This is a genomic window from Actinomycetospora sp. CA-053990 (assembly GCF_050948445.1).
Lineage (GTDB): Bacteria > Actinomycetota > Actinomycetes > Mycobacteriales > Pseudonocardiaceae > Actinomycetospora > Actinomycetospora callitridis.
In genome coordinates, this window is the sequence record NZ_CP192043.1 from 6,135,938 (window position 1) to 6,151,779 (window position 15,842).

Here is a 15,842-nt window from a genome sequence, read left to right on the forward strand (position 1 = left end):
TGCCTTTCCGGACAGCGTCCGCTTAACCTAGCAGGCACTTTCCAGACGTTGTACCGAAAGGTCGCGATGATCCGCACCGAGGACCTGCGGCGCACCTTCCGACGGCGCGGCGCGGTGGTCGAGGCGGTCCGCGGCATCTCGCTGCGGGTCGAGCCGGGCGAGCTCGTGGCCGTGCTCGGCCCGAACGGCGCGGGGAAGTCGACGCTGCTGCGGATGCTGACGACGCTGCTCGGCCCGACGTCGGGCACCGCAGAGGTCGCGGGCATCGACGTCGTCGCCGATCCCACCGGCGTGCGGCGACGGATCGGCTACGTCGGCCAGGGCAACGCCGGCGGCCACAACCACCGCGTGCTCGACGAGCTGATCACGCAGGGCTCCTTCTACGGGCAGACGCGCGCCACGGCCCGCCGACGGGCCGGCGCGCTGATGGAGGCCCTCGAGCTGCACGGCCTCGAACGCCGCACCGTCGCGTCGCTGTCCGGCGGGCAGAAGCGGCGCATGGACGTCGCGATCGGGCTGATGCACCGGCCCGGCCTGCTGTTCCTCGACGAGCCCACCACCGGCATGGACCCGCAGGCCCGCGCCAACCTCTGGGAGCACATCACCCGCCTGCGCGCGGAGCACGACACCACCGTCGTCCTCACCACCCACTACCTCGACGAGGCCGACGCGATGGCCGAGCGGATCGTCGTCGTCGACCACGGCGAGGTCATCGCCGACGCCGGCAGCGCCGAGCTGCGCACGCGCCACGCCGAGGACCGGCTGGTGCTGCACGTCGACGACCCCGCGGCGGTCGCGGGCCTGGTCGAGGGTTCGCGGGCGCTCGCCGACCGTGTGGAGCTCCGCCTCACGGGCGGCGCCCGGGTGCTGCCCGGCCTGCTCGCCCGTCTCGACCGGGCAGGCGTCACCGTGCACTCCGCGCACCTGCACGAGGCGAGCCTCGACGACGTCTTCCTGGCCCTGACCGGCCGGAGCCTGCGCGAGGAAGGAGCCGCGGCATGAGCGTCGACGTCGCTGCACCCCCGGACCTCGTCGCGCCCCGGGCGGGCTTCGTCCACGACACCGCCGCGGTGTTCGTGCGCGAGTTCGCGCTCGTGCTGCGCGACCCGTTCTCGCTGATCTTCTCCCTGCTCCAGCCGCTGGTCTTCCTCGGGCTGTTCGCCCCGCTGCTGGCCGGCTCGCTGTCGGCCGACCAGCTCGGCGGCGAGTCGCCGCTGACGTGGTTCCTGCCCGGCGTCGTCGTCATGATCGCCCTGTTCGGCACCGGGAGCACCGGCGCCAACCTGCTCTTCGAGCTCATGACCGGCAGCTACGAGCGGGTGCTCGCCACCCCGATCTCGCGGGCGTCGATCCTCGTCGGGCGGGCGCTCAAGGAGCTCGCGCCGCTGGTCGTCCAGGCCGTGATCATCACGCTGGCGGCCGTCCCGTTCGGCGTGACGTTCTCGCCCGTCGGCGTGCTCGTCGGCCTGGCGATCCTCGGGGTGTTCGGCGTCGGGCTCGGGGCGCTGTCCTACGCGCTGGCCCTGGCGTCGAAGAACCGCGAGTGGCTGTTCTGGGGCGTCCAGCAGACGCTGATCTTCCCGCTGCTGATCCTCTCCGGGATGATGCTGCCGCTCGAGTCCGGGCCCGCCTGGATGCAGACGGCGGCCACGGTGAACCCGCTGACCTACGTCGTGAACGCGGAGCGGGCGGCGTTCACCGGGGCTCTGGGCGACCCGTCGATCCTCGACGGCGCGATCGCCGCGGCGCTGACCTGCGCCGTCGGGCTGGCCGTCGGCATCCGGTCGGTGCTGCGCAGCGCGGGCTAGGACAGCGCGCGGGCGTTCTCCGCGAACTCGGCCCACGGGTCGGTCTTGCGGGCGAGGCGGCGCGGGATCGAGCGGACGTCGTGCTGGTCGGGCGTCACGCGGGCGAGCTCGTCCCAGTCCAGCGGCGTCGCGGTCGGTCCGCCCGGGCGCGCCCGCGGCGAGTAGGGCATCACCGCGGTCTGGCCGTAGGCGTTGCGGCCGATGTCGAGGAAGGTCCGGCCGCCGCGGGCGTCCTTGCGCACCTCCGTCGTGAGCTCGTCGGGGGCGTCCGCGGCGACGGCCTCGGCGATCTCGATCGCGGCGTTCCGGACGGCCTCCTGGTCGGCGGAGCCGTCCAGCGGCGCGACGACGTGGTACCCGCGGCTGCCGGTGCTCTGCAGGAAGGCGACGAGGCCACGGTCCTCGACGGCGTGCCGCACGGCCCGCGCCACGTCCCGGATGCCGGCGAGGTCCTGGCGCTCGCCGGGGTCGATGTCGACGATCAGCCGGTCGGGGCGCTCGAGCGCGCCCGCGACCACGTTCCAGCCGTGCAGCGTGACGGTGCCGAACTGGACGAGCCGGATGAGGTCGGCGGTCTCCTCGACCTCGGGGTGGTGCACGACGTCGTCCGCGTCCTTCTTGCGCTCGCGGCGCGGGGTGTCGACGGTGTGCAGGCCCTTCGGCGCGCGCTTCCCGGCGTCCTGCTGGACGAACCCGCCGGCGTCCAGGCCGTCGGGGAAGCGCTGCAGGGTCAGGGGCCGGCCGGTGAGGTGCGGGAGGACCGTTGGTGCCACCGACTCCCAGTACCGGGCGAGATCGGCCTTCGTGACGTCCTCGCCGCCCTCGCGGGCGGGCAGGAGCACCTTGTCCGGGTGCGTGACGTCGATGCCGGCGACGGTCGTCATGTCCCGGCGTTTGCCTCCCGGGGCCGGTCGACAAACCTGCTGGTCGTGGACCGCGTCCGGCTCTCGAAGCGCCTGTCCCGCGCCCTGCGGCACGACCCGGGGCGTGTGGGGCTGACGCTCGACGCCGAGGGGTGGGCCTCGGTGGACGCGCTGTGCCGGGCGTTGCACGTGTCGCGCGCCGACGTCGAGGACGTGGTGGCGCACGGGTCGAAGGCGCGGTTCGAGCTGGCCGACGGGCGTATCCGCGCCCGCTACGGGCACTCGCTGCCCGGCCACGTCGCCCTACCGGCGGCCGACCCGCCCGACGAGCTGTTCCACGGGACCTCGTCGCCCGTCGTCGACGCGATCCTGCGCGACGGCCTGCTCCCCGGCGGCCGCCAGTACGTCCACCTGTCGCCGGACCCCGACACCGCGCTCACGGTCGGCGCACGCCACGGGCGGCCGGTGGTGCTCGTGGTGGACGCCCGCGCCGCTGCCGCGGACGGCGTGGTCTTCCGCCGCGGCAACGACGACACCTGGCTGACCGACGCGCTCGACCCCCGCTACCTGCGACGGGCGTGAGCCAGGACGAGGTCGGCGAGCTGTCGCGGACGGACGTCGGTGTCGTCGAGGTCCTCGAGCCGGTGCCACCCGGCGGCGAGGTGCGGCTCCTGGCTGACCGGATCGGCGGCGTCGATCCGGACCGCGAAGACGTGGTTGATCTCGTGGTGCCCGTCCCAGCGGTTCTCCAGCTCGCCCCAGCGCTCGGTGATCGTCGCGTCCACGTCGAGCTCCTCCCGCAGCTCGCGCGCCACCGCGTCCTCGGGCGTCTCCCCCGCCTCGATATGCCCGCCGGGGAAGAACCAGTAGCCGGCGGCCCGCTCCTGCATGAGCAGCACCGCGCCGTGCTGAAGGACCACGGCCCGGGCGACGAGCTCGGGGTCGGTCACAGAGCTCCCTCGGTCACGGAAAGGTCACAGCGCCACCGAACGGCACCGGCGCCGTCGGGCACCCGCCTAGCTTCCGCGCCATGAGCGAGCAGGGTCGGACGTGGGTCATGGTCCTCGCCCTGGTGGTGCTCATGCCGATCGTGGCCCTGATGATCTCCGCCGGCTCCCCCCAGCTGGCCGAGACGGTCTCGCTCACCTCGGGGACGGGCCTCGTCGCCGCGGTGCTCATGGTCGCGATCGTCGTGGTCGTGTCCCGGGTGCGCGGCCTGACGCGGGTGCTCGGGGTGGAGCTCGGCGTTGCGCTCCACCGCCGGCTCGGCGTGGCCGTCGTGGGCATCACCCTCACGCACGTCGTGTCCGCCGTCGCGCACTCGCACCGCGGCCTGGGGATCCTCAACCTGTTCGCGGTGGGACCGCCGATCAAGGTCGGCATCATCGCGGTGGTCCTCATGGCCGTGCTCGTGGCCCTCCGGCCCCGGGCCACCTCCCGTCGATACGGGCTGTCCTCCCGAGTCCACGCGGCGCTCGGGGTCACCACGGTGCTACTCGTCGTCGCCCACGTGGTGCTGTTCGGGCACCTGCCGGAGAACCCGCTGGTGGGGGTCACCCTCGGCGCGCTCGGCGTCGTGCTGGTCGGCGTCGTCGTGCGGCGCTGGGTCGCCGTGCCGCTGCTCGACCGCGGGCTGCACGTCGTGGCTGCGGTGCGTCCGGAGTCGTCGGACACCTCGACCGTGGTGCTCAGCCCGGCGCGACGCGCGCTCGACCCCGCACCCGAGCCGGGGCAGTTCGTGTGGTTGCGGCTGCGGCGGTTTCCCCTCGCCGAGGAGCACCCGTTCACGATCGCGGCCTCGACGCGGGCGGGCCGGCTCGAGCTGACCGTCCGCGACCGCGGGCCCTTCAGCAGCGGTCTCCAGGCCCTCGAGGTCGGGCGCCACGTGTGGGTCGACGGCCCGCACGGCGCGTTCGTGCCGATCGCCGCCACCGACATCAGCGGCGGCGGCCTCGTGCTCATCGCCGGCGGGGTCGGCATCACGCCGATCATGAGCATCCTGCGCGCCCACGCCGCGGCGGCCGATCCGCGCGCCCATGCCCTCCTGCTCGCCGAGCGCGAGAACGAGGCGCTGTTCGCCACCGAGATCCTCGCGCTGTCCCGGCGCCTCGACCTGTCCGTCCTGCGCACCGGCGGCCACCGCCTCGATCCCGGCATGCTCCGCGCCGTGCTGCCGACGGGCGTTCCCGAGAGCCACCGGTACTTCGTCTGCGGGCCGCCCCCGCTCGTCGGCGCCGCGCTCGACGGCCTCGGCAGCCTCGGCGTCCCCGCCCGCGCCATCACCACCGAGCGCTTCGGCTGACCCAGAGACGCCATGATGGTGGCGTGCAGCGACGCTGGCAGGCGCTCGGGCTCGCCCTCCTGGTCGGCCTCGCCGTCGCCTGCGGCTCGGAACCCGAACCGGTCGCGACGACCCCCGACCCTGCCGACCCCGCCGCGCTGCGTGTCATGACCTGGAACGTCCAGACCGGCGAGCACGACCCGCCGGAGTGGGCCCCGGTCGTCGCCCAGCTGCGCCCGGATGTTCTCGCCCTGCAGGAGATCTGCACCGCTGACGCCGAAGAGCTGGCCCGGCTCCTACAGCGCGACCACGGCCTCACCTACGAGGTCGTCCCGGGACCCATCCGGCCGCCGACCCCCGCCGAGGCCAACGCGTCGGTGAACGCCGCCCTCGGCCCCGCCTGCGACACGGCTCCCGACGACGTGCAGTTCGGCCTCGCCGTGCTCTCGCTCCTGCCCGTGACCGGCGCGCGCGTCACGACCTACCCGCCCGACGGGCGCGACGAGCAGCGCGGTTACCTGTCCCTGCAGGTCTCCACGCGGGCGAACCGGCCCGTCACCGTCCACACCACCCACCTCGGGCTCAGCGGGGTGCAGGACGACCAGCTCCGCCGGCTCGCAACCGACGCGGCGGGGGCGGCGCCCGCCGTGGTGCTCGGCGACCTGAACCTCATCGCCTCTCAGCCCGAGCTCGCGCCCCTGCGCCAGGCCTTCACCGAGGTCGACCCGGACGCCCGACTCGCGACGAGCCTGCTCGGCAAGATCGATTACATCTTCCTGCGCGGGCTCGTCCCCGTCGGCGCGCCCGAGGCGCCGGCCGTCACGGCGTCCGACCACCGCCCGCTCGTCGCGACCCTGCGCCTGTCGTGACCACCGCGGGCCGTTTCGTCATCCAGCGCCACCACGCCTCGACGCTGCACTTCGACGTCCGGCTCGAGATCGACGGCGTGCTGGTGTCGTGGGCGGTGCCCAAGGGGCCGTCGACCGATCCGGCCCAGCGCCGTCTCGCCAAGCGCGTGGACGACCACGCGCTCGGCCATATCGACGTCGAGGGCCCGCTCGGCACCGGCACGGTCATCGTCTGGGACACCGGCACCTACCAGATGCGGACCGAGGGGACCGCGGCCGAAGCCCTCGCGCACGGCCACCTCACCGTCGAGCTGCACGGCCAGAAGCTCACCGGCGGGTACGCGTTCCTCCGCACGAGCGGCGACGACTGGCTGATGATCAAGACCAAGGACGAGGCCGCCGACCGTCACCGCGACCCCGCCCGGGACGAGAACACGTCCGTCCTCACCGGGCGCACGAACGACGACTACGCCTGAGCCGCGGGCACGGCCGCGGCCAAGACCTCCTGCAGCGGCGTCGCCGGCCGGCCGAGCAGGCGGGGCAGCGTCGGGTCGACCGCGGCGAAGTCGCCGCGACGGCTCGCGGCGAACATCCCGACGAGCATGTCCGCGGCCGCCTCCGGCGCGCCGTGACCGACCAGCTCGGCGCGGTAGTCCGCGTCGGACACCACGACCCGGCGGACCGGACGACCGGCGGCCTCCGAGGCCAGCGCGGCGACCTGCTCCATCGTGAGCGCCTCCGGGCCGGTGAGCGGCGGGGTGAGGCCCTCGAAGTCGTTGCTCGTCACGGCCAGCGCTGTGAGGTCGGCCAGGTCGCCGTGCGTCGTCCAGGCGATGGGCCCGTCCTCGGGCGCCCGGAGCTCCCCGGTGTGCCAGGCGCCCTGGAGGAGCCTCGGCACCGTGGAGGCGTAGAAGCCGTTGCGCAGCGAGGTGAACGGCGTCCCGCACGTGCGGAGCACCTCCTCGTTGGCGGCGTGCTGGGGCATCGGCGGGAACGGCGAGTCCGGCTTGGCGCCGGCGTGGCTGGTGTAGAGCACGCGCTCGGCGCCTGCCGCGACGGCGGCCTCGATCGCGGCGCGGTTCTGCCGCAGCCCCTCCTCGCCGAGCGTGTTCGCCGACACCACCAGGACGCGCGACGCCCCCTCGAACGACGCGGCGAGGCTCGACGGCTCGGCGTAGTCGCCGCGGCGCACCCGCACGCCGCGGTCCGCGAGGTCCCGCGCCTTGTCCGGGTCGCGGAGGCTCGCGCCGACCTGCTCGGCGGGCACGCGGTCGAGCAGCCGCTCGAGGACGGCGCGGCCCAGCTGGCCGCTCGCTCCGGTCACGACGATCATGAGGACTCCGTTTCCAGTGGTAACGCTCGAACAGTAGCACTGTTGTTAGCGGTGGAAGCGCGTTCTCGCTATCGTCGGCATCGTGGAGACCGAGGGCGGTCCGGACGGCCCGCGCGAGCGCATCGTCGCGGCGGCGCTGCGCCTGCTCGAGGAGGACGGGGCGGAGGCGGTCTCGACCCGCGCGGTCAGCTCCGCGGCCGGCGTTCAGGCGCCGACCATCTACCGGCTCTTCGGCGACAAACAGGGCCTGCTCGACGCCGTCGCCGCGCACGGCTTCGCGTCCTACCTCGCCACCAAGACCGCTACGGAGCCGGGCGACGATCCGGTGCAGGACCTGCGCGAGGGCTGGGACCTGCACGTCGGCCTCGGCCTCGCCCACCCCGCGCTCTACCGCATGATGTACGCGCGCACCGGCCCGGGCTCGCCGGCCGCGACCGCCGCCGTCGACGTCCTCGCCAAGCACATCGGGCGGATCGCCGAGGCCGGCCGCCTGCGCGTCCCCGAGGACCGGGCCGTCGGGCTCGTGCGGGCCGTCGGCGAGGGCACGACGCTGACGCTCATCGCCACGCCGGAGGGTCAGCGCGACCCGTTCCTCGCGACCTCCGCCCGAGAGGCCGTCATCGCAGCGATCACCACCGACGCGCCCGCCCTCCCCGACCCCGGCCCCGTACCTGCGGCCGCTGCCCTGCGCGCCGCCCTGCCGGACGTCGACACCCTCAGCTCGGCGGAGCTCGGCGTCCTGCGCGAGTGGCTCGACCGCATCACCGGGGCCTCCGACCGCCGCTGACCGGTGTCCGCGGGACGACGACCGGCAGCGGTCACCCTCAGGCCAGCACGAGATCGGCGAAGTAGTAGCTGCCGGTGTCGACGTCCGCGGGGTCCGGGAGCCGATCGATCAACGTCGCGGACTTCCCTTCGGCACGACGACGCGCGACGACCTCGCGGTGCAGCGCGACCACCCTCCACGGGCGTCGCATCGGCCGCGCCTTGGGGTTGTCGACGCCGAACATCGGCATCCTCGCGGGCTCCACGTACACGAAGCCCTCGATGTAGACCGGTCGGTCAGGCAGCGGATGGTCGGCCGCGGTGCCGTGGAGCAGGAACCCTTGTCCGCAGGTGTCGACCCGCAGCTGCCCGTCCTCAGGGCCGGGAGCCGACTCCCGCCGGAGAAGTCCTCGCGTCACCGACCAGCAGTCGTCATCGGTGATCAGGTACTCCATGCCGTCGTCGGCCGCCTCCACGACGTTCCAGTCGTCGATCGACACGGCGAGCTCGCAGACGTCCCCGGTCGCCATCGAAGGGACTAGCCCTTCCATCAGGAGGAGCGCGAACACCTGCGCCCTCACCCGGCCGAGAGGGGGAGTCTCGTCCAGCTCCTCCGCCGTCGGCATCTCCTCCGCGGTCGACATCGCCACCGCCTCCTTCTGTCCTCGGGTCGTCATCTGGTTCTGACTCCCGCGGGCGCCGAGCGGTTCCTTCCATTTTCGGTCGACTAGCTCCGGTTGGGCACGCTGGGCCCATGACCGTCGACTACGGCCCCCACGGATCGAGCCTGCGCGACCTCCCGCGGCTGCGGCGCACGCGACGGCGGCGCTCGTCGAGCTGGGACCGCACCGGGGGCAACGACGACCGCGCCTCCCTCCGCCCCGGCGAGACCGCCACGATGCTCGACGTCGCCGGGGCCGGCGTCGTCACCCACCTCTGGATGACCGTCGCCGCGCCCCGCTCACTGCGCCGGCCGCTCGGCGGGACGGACGACCTGCTGCGACGTCTCGTCCTGCGTGCCTGGTGGGACGGCGAGGAGCACCCGAGCGTCGCCGTCCCGCTCGGCGACTTCTTCGGCGTCGGCCACGGGCGGACCACCAACTTCGTGTCGCTGCCGCTGCAGATGAGCCCGGAGGACGGCAAGGCGTTCAACTGCTGGTTCGCGATGCCGTTCGGGTCCGGGGCGCGGATGGAGGTGACGAGCGAGGTCGACGACGCGGACGTGGTCGTCTACTTCTACGTCGACTACGAGGAGCTCGACTCGCTCGACGCGGACATCGGGCGCTTCCACGCGCAGTGGCGCCGTCAGAACCCGACCGCGGGCGTGCGCCCCGGCCCGTCGAATGCCGCCTACCAGTTCGGCGGCACGAACCTGACAGGCCGTGACAACTACACGATCCTCGAGGCCGAGGGCCACGGGCACTACGTCGGCTGTGTCCTGAACATCCAGAACCGGCGTCGAACCCGGAAGTGGAACTGGTACGGCGAGGGCGACGACATGATCTTCATCGACGGCGACGAGTGGCCGCCGACCCTGCACGGGACCGGCACCGAGGACTACGTCAACACCGCCTGGTGCCCGACGCAGACCTACTCCGCGCCGTACCACGGGGTCACCCTCGCGGGCGGGAAGAACTGGCGCGGGCCGGTGAGCCTCTACCGCTTCCACGTCGAGGACCCGGTCGTGTTCGAGCGCTCGATCCGCGTGAGCATCGAGCACGGGCACGCCAACAAGCGCAGCGACGACTGGTCGTCGACGGCCTACTGGTACCAGGCCGAACCCCACCGCCCGTTCGAGCTCGCGCCGGTGGAGGATCGCCTCACGGGTCCGTGAGCCGGACGTCACTACCCACTTGGCCAGGGTCACACCCCTCCGCACTGGCAGGACCAGCCCTGCTCCTCGCACCATCGGTCATCCGTCCACGGAGGTACGCCTTGAACGACCAGGAGCGCTACGACCGCTTCCTCTCTGCCCTCGGTTTCCGCGCCAACCTCGACGGGACACCGTCCGGTGGCGTGGACCTGATCGACCTCGACGGCGAGCCCGTCGACCCCGCCGTGCGCCTGCACGTGTGCCCCGAGACGCTGGCCGCGCACGTGTGCGACGAGCAGGGTGTCGCCCCCGGCGCCCACCCGTCGCTGGACGACGAGCCGGACGAGCTCGACGACCCCGAAGCGGCCAGCCTGCAGACCCTGCTCGCCCAGATCGAGGAGGCGATCCTCGTCCGCGAGCCGGGCAAGGACCACCTCGTGCTCGTCGACGGCGGCGTGCGCGCGGTCTCGGAGGACCAGGTCCCGGCCTGACCCTCGGTCTGCCCGACGCCTCCTGGCCGTGACCCCGCCAGGGGCGCAGCGTCGTGACACGCTGGCTCTCACACGGCGTCGGGAGCGGCATGGTCGAGGAGAACGAACGACCGATCGCTCGCGTCGCGTCCCTGACCGTGTTCCCGATCAAGGGCTGTGCGGGGATGGCGGTCGACCGCCGCGAGGTCACGACGACCGGACTGGCCGGCGATCGGCAGTTCATGGTCATCGGCCCCGACGGCCGGTTCAAGACCCAACGGCGCCATCCCCTCCTCGCGACGGTGCGGCCGCACCTCGACGGTGACCGCCTCACGCTCGCCGCGGACAGCCGCGAGCAGTGCTCGGTCGGCATCGTCGGCGACGGCCCGCGGCGCCAGGTCGAGATCTTCGGTCAGTCCCATCCCGCGCTCGACCAGGGCGACGAGGCCGCCGCCTGGCTCTCCGACGTGCTCGGGGTGGACAGCCGGCTCGTCGGCGTCACGCCCGAGCACCGCCGCCCCACCGACGGCCTCGTGCCCGGACTCTCCGGCTGGGCCGACAGCGGCTCGCTCTTGCTCCTCTCCCGCGCCGCGGCCGACGACCTCTCCGACCGCGCTGCCGAACGCACCGGCGAGCCGATCCCCCTCGAGCGCTTCCGCGCCAACGTCGTCCTCACCCACTGCGCGGCGCACGCGGAGGACGACCTCGACCGCGTCCTTCTCGGGAGCGCTCACCTGGCGTCCTCGAAGCAGGCCGTGCGCTGCGCTGTCGTCACGGTCGACCAACGCTCCGGCGAGCGCGCCGGCCCCGAGCCGCTGGAGACCCTCGCGACCTACCGCCTCACCGACAAGGGCGTCGTGTTCGGGGCGAAGTACACGGTGCTGGCGCCGGGCGAGGTCGCGGTCGGTGATGAGCTGCGTGTGGCACCGGCTGCTGGCGACGTCCGGACGGGCGGCTGACTCGACACGCCGCCCAGCATGACTCCGCGAGCAGGTGCCGCTCGGCGCGTCGCCGGCAGATTCAGCATTCGCCCGATAGACCATGACGGCGATGCCCGAAGGCCTGACGAGGACCCGGCAACAGACCGAGATCGGCGAGGGTCTCGCCGTGGGCTGCCTGGTCGCGGGGGTCAACGCGATCAGCTCGACCGCCCCGCTCGACATGGCGCTGCGGAGCGCCTTCGACTCGTGGCCGTGGGTCTCGCGCTACCCGACCGCACGTCGTAGCCCGAGACTCGCCGAGATCCTGCAGCGCAGCTACGGGCGCCGCGGGAGCCGGGTCGCGCGGTGGAGCTCCTCCAGTGGGCTCTTCGTTCCCCACCTCTGCGATGACGAGTGGGACCTGGCCGCGGCCTGCGTCCAGCTCGAGGAGGCGACGGCCATCCCTGCGCGATGGTGGTGCGAGCTCGCCGCGGCGTTCCTCGAGGGCCTCGAGCCCGTCTTCGTGTGGCGGGCCCACCCCATCGATCCGCTCGACGACATGTGACTCGGCCACGCGCACAACGGGCATCCTCCTAAGCAGCGTCGACGGCGCCGGCCTGAAGCAGAGACTGCGGCATCGGCCGGTCGAGACGCCAGGTGATCGATATCGGGCGCTCGCCCGCGTGCTCTATGGCAGTAGCCGTCCCGAGGCAGAGGAACGGCGCGGACCCGAACTCGTCGGCGCGCGTCGCCCTCACGAACAGCACGACGTTGCTCGTTCCCTTGATGTAGCGCTGACCCATCGGCGACGCGAGCGCTGTGGCGTTCTGCGACTCCCAGTGGAAGAGGTCCGCCGAGATCGGGTAGTCCCGATATCTCGTCGATGGCGCGAAGTCCTTCTCCTCCTTGTGAAGAGTGACCAACAGCGCGTCCACGTTCGTCGCCTCCGAGTACACGACTCCGGCGGCCTGCCCACGCGTCTTGCGTGTCCCGTCGGCCCAACCGATACCTGCCAAGACCTCATCGCGCCGATAGGTGCAGTGCGACTGAAGCGAGACGCCCGGGATACCGAGGTCCCTCGGGACCATCCGCGCCCGATCCGCGGCGAGCGCCATCAGGGTGCCCAACTCCTCGACAACAGCTGGGTGCCTGCGCAGCGTCTGCAGCGCCGCCTCGAAGGAGGCATGGCGACCGAGGTCCGGCCAGATCGTGTAGACGAGCATCCGCGCGAGGGCCTGGTCGTCCGGCGACAGAGAGGGAAAGGCCGGACCCTCAGGACTCAACAACTCACTGTAGATGGCGGCGCGACCTGGATCGTCCACGTGAATCAGGCTCGCCACCCGTCGGAGGAGTTCGTCCTCGCGGTGGCCGGCGGGCTTCGTCGCGAACCCGGCCTCCCTCCGCAAGCCGGTCCAGCTGACTCCAGCCACGCGACCGTAAACATCGGCGAGATCCTGTCCGCTCGCCTGGAGGTAGTCCTCGAGCGACAGGTCGCCATGCGACCGGACGTCCTGCACCAGCGCCTTCCGGCCGCCCTTCAGACCCTGGCGCACGTTCTCGAGGACGACTCCCTGCGCGACACGATCGAGAATCAACCGCGAACCAGAGGGGAGGAACGGGAAGCCGTCCTCGATGTCGCGGACGAGCCCGGCTCGGGTCGATCCGGTCAGCGCGCGGTAGCGGACGTCGAAACGGAATTCGCGGCGATGCTGCCCGATGAAGTCGAGGACGGTGAGCACCGCTTTCCCGGGCGCTCGCCGAAGCCCGCGGCCGAGCTGCTGCAGGAAGATCGTCGCGCTCTGCGTGGGCCGGAGGAAAAGGACGGTGTCGACCGTCGGGAGGTCGACGCCTTCGTTGTAGAGATCAACGGTGAACAGGCACGCGACTCCGCCGGAGCGGAGCTCGGCCGCCGCCTGGTCGCGCTCGACCGACGCGGTCCCTCCATGCACCGCGCGTGACGGGATGCCGGCCTCGCTGAATTTACGCGCCATGTACTCGGCATGCGCGACCGAGACACAGAAGCCGAGGGCACGCACCCGCCGAGGATCAGCCACCCGATCATGTAGGGCGTTGAGGACGATCCGGGTACGAGCGTCGTTGCCGGTGTAGAGCTGGTCGAGGGCTTCGGTGTCGTAGGAGCCGCGCTTCCATTCGAGCGCGCTGAGGTCGGTGTTGTCCGCGACCCCGAAGTAGTGGAACGGGCACAGCAGGTCCTGCTCGAGGGCTTCCCTGAGCCCGATCTCGACGGCTGTGCGGCCGCCGAAGAACTCCCGCACGTCGACACCGTCGGCGCGGTCTGGTGTGGCAGTCAGACCGAGGAGTTCGATTGCCTCGAGCTTCTTGAGCAGTGCGCGATACGAGGGTGCCTCCGCATGATGAAACTCGTCGATCACGGCTACGTCGTACGCCGGAAGGTCCACCTCGCGGAGCGACTGGACTGACGCAAATACGTGCTTCCACCGACATGGCCGCTGACCACCAACGAGCAACTCGCCGAACGTTCCGTCGCCCAACACCTCGCGGTAGGTGCGCTGTGCCTGTTCAAGCAGCTCCCGACGATGCGCGACGAACAGCAGGCTCTTCTCGCTGCCGCCGAGCCCCCGATAGTCGAGAGCGGCCACGACCGTCTTGCCCGTACCGGTCGCGGCGACGACGAGATTGCGGTGACGGTCGTGCACGGTGCGCTCGGCCTCGAGGGCTTCGAGAATGCGCTCCTGGTGCGGGCGCGGCCGGACCTCGAGCCCCGAGAGGACCAAGGTGGACGGACCGGCGCCCGACTGGGCGCCGAGCGCGCGGTCGAGAAGTTCGGCGTCGCGATCGGGGTCGTAGGGCCGGAACTCCGGGTTGTTCCAATAGGTATCGAAGGTGGCCTCGAACTTGCGGACCAAGGTCGGTGTGGCGACAGAGGAGATGCGGACGTTCCACTCCAACCCGTCGACCAACGCGGACTTCGAGAGGTTGGAGCTACCGACGTACCCCGTGTCGAACCCGCTGGCCCGCCGAAACAGCCAGGCCTTCGCGTGTAGCCGCGTTGACTGCTCCTCGTACCGAATACGGACCTCAGCGCCATAGCGGCGGACGAGTTCGTCAACGGCGCGCCGTTCAGTACCGCCCAAGTACGTCGTGGTGATGACCCGCAGCGGCACTCCGCGCTCGCGCAACGCCGTGAGCTGCTCGGCGAGAAGGCGCGTGCCGTGGAACTTGACGAATGCGCACAGCAGGTCGACTCGGTCGGCACTCGCAAGTTCAGCGTTCAGCTCCGCACCCAGACTGGGTTCGTCAGGCGTGTTGGTCAGCAACGCCGTGTCCGACAGCGGCACCGTCGGTCGGACGACCCGCTGAACGCCGGGCGCCACCGCCACGGCCAGCAGCTGCTCCAAGGCCACGACAGCGTCATCGCCCTGGTTCTGGTTCACCATGTCGACGATTCCGTTGACGAGATCGCGACGACGATCGCTGTCCGTCTGGTCGGTCAGTGCGCGGCGGACGACCTCAGCGACGTGCCGGGCGAGAACGTCAGGCGCGCTCGTCTTATCGATCGCGTCGAACCGAGCGGCGCCGTCCGGCAGAGCACGCAGACGGCGTTCGAGACCCCGCGTGTGAAGGAGTTCGTATAGCCCGTCGTCCACTTCCCCATCCACGACGGCAGAGTGGCACATGGCTCAGATGGGTCTCGTGACCCGGTGGCCCGAAGATCAGCCCGGTGATCGGGCCGGCTAGGTCCACGACTACGGCGACTGGCTGCCTCGACGTGCCGCTCGACGTCGGCACCACCCGCCAGGTGGAGATCGAGCGCGCACATGGAGGAGGACACTGGCGCACTTCTGACGCCCCGAACTTGTCCCACGACGGACAGCCACGACACGCCGCCACCGCGACGCAGGCACCACCCGGCCGTGCCGCGACCGTGACCTGCGGGCCCCCAGAACGCGCCACGCTGCGCCTTCGGGAGCGACGCGAGAGGAGGCCAATCATGGCGAGGTTGGACGGCAAGGTCGCCATCATCACCGGCGGGGAGAGCGGAATCGGGCGGGCGTCGGCCGGCGCGATGGTGGACGAGGGCGCGCGGGTGCACCTCGTCGGCCTCGACGCCGATGCACTGAAGCGGGCGGTGAACGAGCTCGGCGAGGACAAGGCCGGCTTCACGACGGCCGACGTCACGGACGAGGAGGCGGTCCGTGGCGCGGTCGCCGAGGCCGTCGAACGGTTCGGGCGCCTCGACGTCGTCTTCAGCAACGCCGGCAACACGGGGGCCGTCGCGCCGATCGAGGACTACCCGTCCAACGAGTTCGCCCGCACGCTGCAGGTCCACGCCCTCGGCGCGTTCCACATGATCAAGCACGCGTCCCCGCACCTCGGCGAGGGTGCGAGCATCATCATCACCTCGAGCGTCGTCGGGCTGATGGGTTTCGGCGGCATCAGTGGCTACGTCGCCGCCAAGCACGCGCAGGTCGGCATGATGCGGGCGGCCGCCAAGGAACTCACCCCGCGTCGTATCCGGGTCAACTCCCTGCACCCCGGGCCCACGTCGACGCCGTTCCAGGACTCCATCGAGATGCGCGCGACGGGCCTGCCGCAACAGGAGGCCGCGGCAGCGTTCGACGACCTCGTCCCGCTCGCCCGGCACGCCACTCCCGCGGAGATCGCGAAGACGGTCGTCTACCTCGCCTCCGACGACAGCGCCTACATGACCGGGGCGACGGTTGCCGTCGACGGCGGCCTGACGATCTGAGCGCGCGGA

Annotated in this window: 17 protein-coding genes; 12 read left to right on the top strand and 5 right to left on the bottom strand. The window is 72.0% G+C overall.

Annotation, left to right across the window (positions count from 1 at the left end; all coding sequences use genetic code 11):
• Positions 1-66: 66 nt before the first annotated feature.
• Both ACQPYN_RS31185 and ACQPYN_RS31190 read left to right on the top strand, forming a co-directional pair.
• Complete coding sequence (locus ACQPYN_RS31185; RefSeq protein WP_433031247.1) at positions 67-1,002, top strand: ATP-binding cassette domain-containing protein; 936 nt, start codon at positions 67-69, stop codon at positions 1,000-1,002.
• Positions 999-1,808 carry an ABC transporter permease gene (locus ACQPYN_RS31190; protein WP_433031250.1) on the top strand — a complete coding sequence of 270 codons (810 nt, stop codon included), beginning with the start codon at positions 999-1,001 and terminating at the stop codon, positions 1,806-1,808. The genes ACQPYN_RS31185 and ACQPYN_RS31190 overlap by 4 nt, the downstream gene beginning before the upstream one ends.
• Here ACQPYN_RS31190 and ligD read toward each other — a convergent pair.
• Positions 1,805-2,692: a non-homologous end-joining DNA ligase gene (gene ligD, locus ACQPYN_RS31195; protein WP_433031258.1), complete on the bottom strand. Its 888-nt coding sequence runs from the start codon at positions 2,690-2,692 to the stop codon at positions 1,805-1,807. The genes ACQPYN_RS31190 and ligD overlap by 4 nt on opposite strands.
• Positions 2,693-2,737: 45 nt before the next feature.
• Here ligD and ACQPYN_RS31200 point away from each other — a divergent pair, with 45 nt between their 5' ends.
• Entirely contained in the window at positions 2,738-3,253 is a 516-nt protein-coding gene (locus ACQPYN_RS31200) for an RNA 2'-phosphotransferase (RefSeq protein ID WP_433031260.1), read from the top strand.
• Here the strand turns inward: ACQPYN_RS31200 and ACQPYN_RS31205 are convergent.
• Positions 3,235-3,621 (bottom strand): NUDIX domain-containing protein, encoded by a 387-nt coding sequence (locus ACQPYN_RS31205; protein ID WP_433031263.1) that lies wholly within the window; start codon positions 3,619-3,621, stop codon positions 3,235-3,237. The genes ACQPYN_RS31200 and ACQPYN_RS31205 overlap by 19 nt on opposite strands.
• Before the next feature lie 80 nt (positions 3,622-3,701).
• Here ACQPYN_RS31205 and ACQPYN_RS31210 point away from each other — a divergent pair, with 80 nt between their 5' ends.
• The 3 genes from ACQPYN_RS31210 to ACQPYN_RS31220 are packed head-to-tail and all read left to right on the top strand — an operon-like array spanning position 3,702 to position 6,276.
• A complete protein-coding gene (locus tag ACQPYN_RS31210; protein WP_433031266.1) occupies positions 3,702-4,973 on the top strand; it encodes a ferric reductase-like transmembrane domain-containing protein in 1,272 nt (423 codons plus the stop codon).
• Between the two features lie 23 nt (positions 4,974-4,996).
• Entirely contained in the window at positions 4,997-5,821 is an 825-nt protein-coding gene (locus ACQPYN_RS31215; protein WP_433031269.1) for an endonuclease/exonuclease/phosphatase family protein, read from the top strand.
• The gene (locus tag ACQPYN_RS31220) at positions 5,818-6,276 is read left to right on the top strand and encodes a DNA polymerase ligase N-terminal domain-containing protein (protein WP_433031272.1); all 459 of its coding nucleotides are present in this window, start codon (positions 5,818-5,820) and stop codon (positions 6,274-6,276) included. Before ACQPYN_RS31215 ends, ACQPYN_RS31220 begins: the two co-directional genes overlap by 4 nt.
• Here ACQPYN_RS31220 and ACQPYN_RS31225 read toward each other — a convergent pair.
• Positions 6,267-7,133 carry an NAD(P)H-binding protein gene (locus ACQPYN_RS31225; protein WP_433031274.1) on the bottom strand — a complete coding sequence of 289 codons (867 nt, stop codon included), beginning with the start codon at positions 7,131-7,133 and terminating at the stop codon, positions 6,267-6,269. The two genes, ACQPYN_RS31220 and ACQPYN_RS31225, sit on opposite strands and share 10 nt — an antisense overlap.
• A gap of 82 nt (positions 7,134-7,215) precedes the next feature.
• On the opposite strand from ACQPYN_RS31225, the gene ACQPYN_RS31230 reads away from it, so the two are divergent.
• Complete coding sequence (locus tag ACQPYN_RS31230; protein WP_433031277.1) at positions 7,216-7,920, top strand: TetR/AcrR family transcriptional regulator; 705 nt, start codon at positions 7,216-7,218, stop codon at positions 7,918-7,920.
• Positions 7,921-7,957: 37 nt separating this feature from the next.
• Here ACQPYN_RS31230 and ACQPYN_RS31235 read toward each other — a convergent pair whose 3' ends face one another.
• Positions 7,958-8,428, bottom strand: a complete 471-nt coding sequence (locus ACQPYN_RS31235; RefSeq protein ID WP_433031280.1) for a hypothetical protein — start codon at positions 8,426-8,428, stop codon at positions 7,958-7,960.
• A gap of 224 nt (positions 8,429-8,652) precedes the next feature.
• Between ACQPYN_RS31235 and ACQPYN_RS31240 the strand changes: the two genes are divergently transcribed.
• The 4 genes from ACQPYN_RS31240 (at position 8,653) to ACQPYN_RS31255 (ending at position 11,666) form a co-directional block, all read left to right on the top strand.
• Positions 8,653-9,732, top strand: coding sequence for a glycoside hydrolase family 172 protein (locus ACQPYN_RS31240; protein ID WP_433031282.1), 1,080 nt, complete (start codon positions 8,653-8,655; stop codon positions 9,730-9,732).
• 101 nt (positions 9,733-9,833) lie between these two features.
• A complete protein-coding gene (locus ACQPYN_RS31245) occupies positions 9,834-10,202 on the top strand; it encodes a hypothetical protein (protein ID WP_433031285.1) in 369 nt (122 codons plus the stop codon).
• Between the two features lie 89 nt (positions 10,203-10,291).
• The gene (locus tag ACQPYN_RS31250) at positions 10,292-11,140 is read left to right on the top strand and encodes an MOSC domain-containing protein (RefSeq protein ID WP_433031288.1); all 849 of its coding nucleotides are present in this window, start codon (positions 10,292-10,294) and stop codon (positions 11,138-11,140) included.
• A 91-nt stretch (positions 11,141-11,231) separates the two neighbouring features.
• Complete coding sequence (locus ACQPYN_RS31255) at positions 11,232-11,666, top strand: hypothetical protein (RefSeq protein ID WP_433031291.1); 435 nt, start codon at positions 11,232-11,234, stop codon at positions 11,664-11,666.
• Between the two features lie 28 nt (positions 11,667-11,694).
• Here ACQPYN_RS31255 and ACQPYN_RS31260 read toward each other — a convergent pair whose 3' ends face one another.
• Positions 11,695-14,742, bottom strand: coding sequence for a DUF3427 domain-containing protein (locus tag ACQPYN_RS31260; RefSeq protein ID WP_433031294.1), 3,048 nt, complete (start codon positions 14,740-14,742; stop codon positions 11,695-11,697).
• 332 nt (positions 14,743-15,074) lie between these two features.
• Here ACQPYN_RS31260 and ACQPYN_RS31265 point away from each other — a divergent pair, with 332 nt between their 5' ends.
• On the top strand, positions 15,075-15,833 hold the full coding sequence (locus ACQPYN_RS31265; RefSeq protein ID WP_433031297.1) for an SDR family NAD(P)-dependent oxidoreductase: 759 nt from the start codon (positions 15,075-15,077) through the stop codon (positions 15,831-15,833).
• Positions 15,834-15,842: the final 9 nt, after the last annotated feature.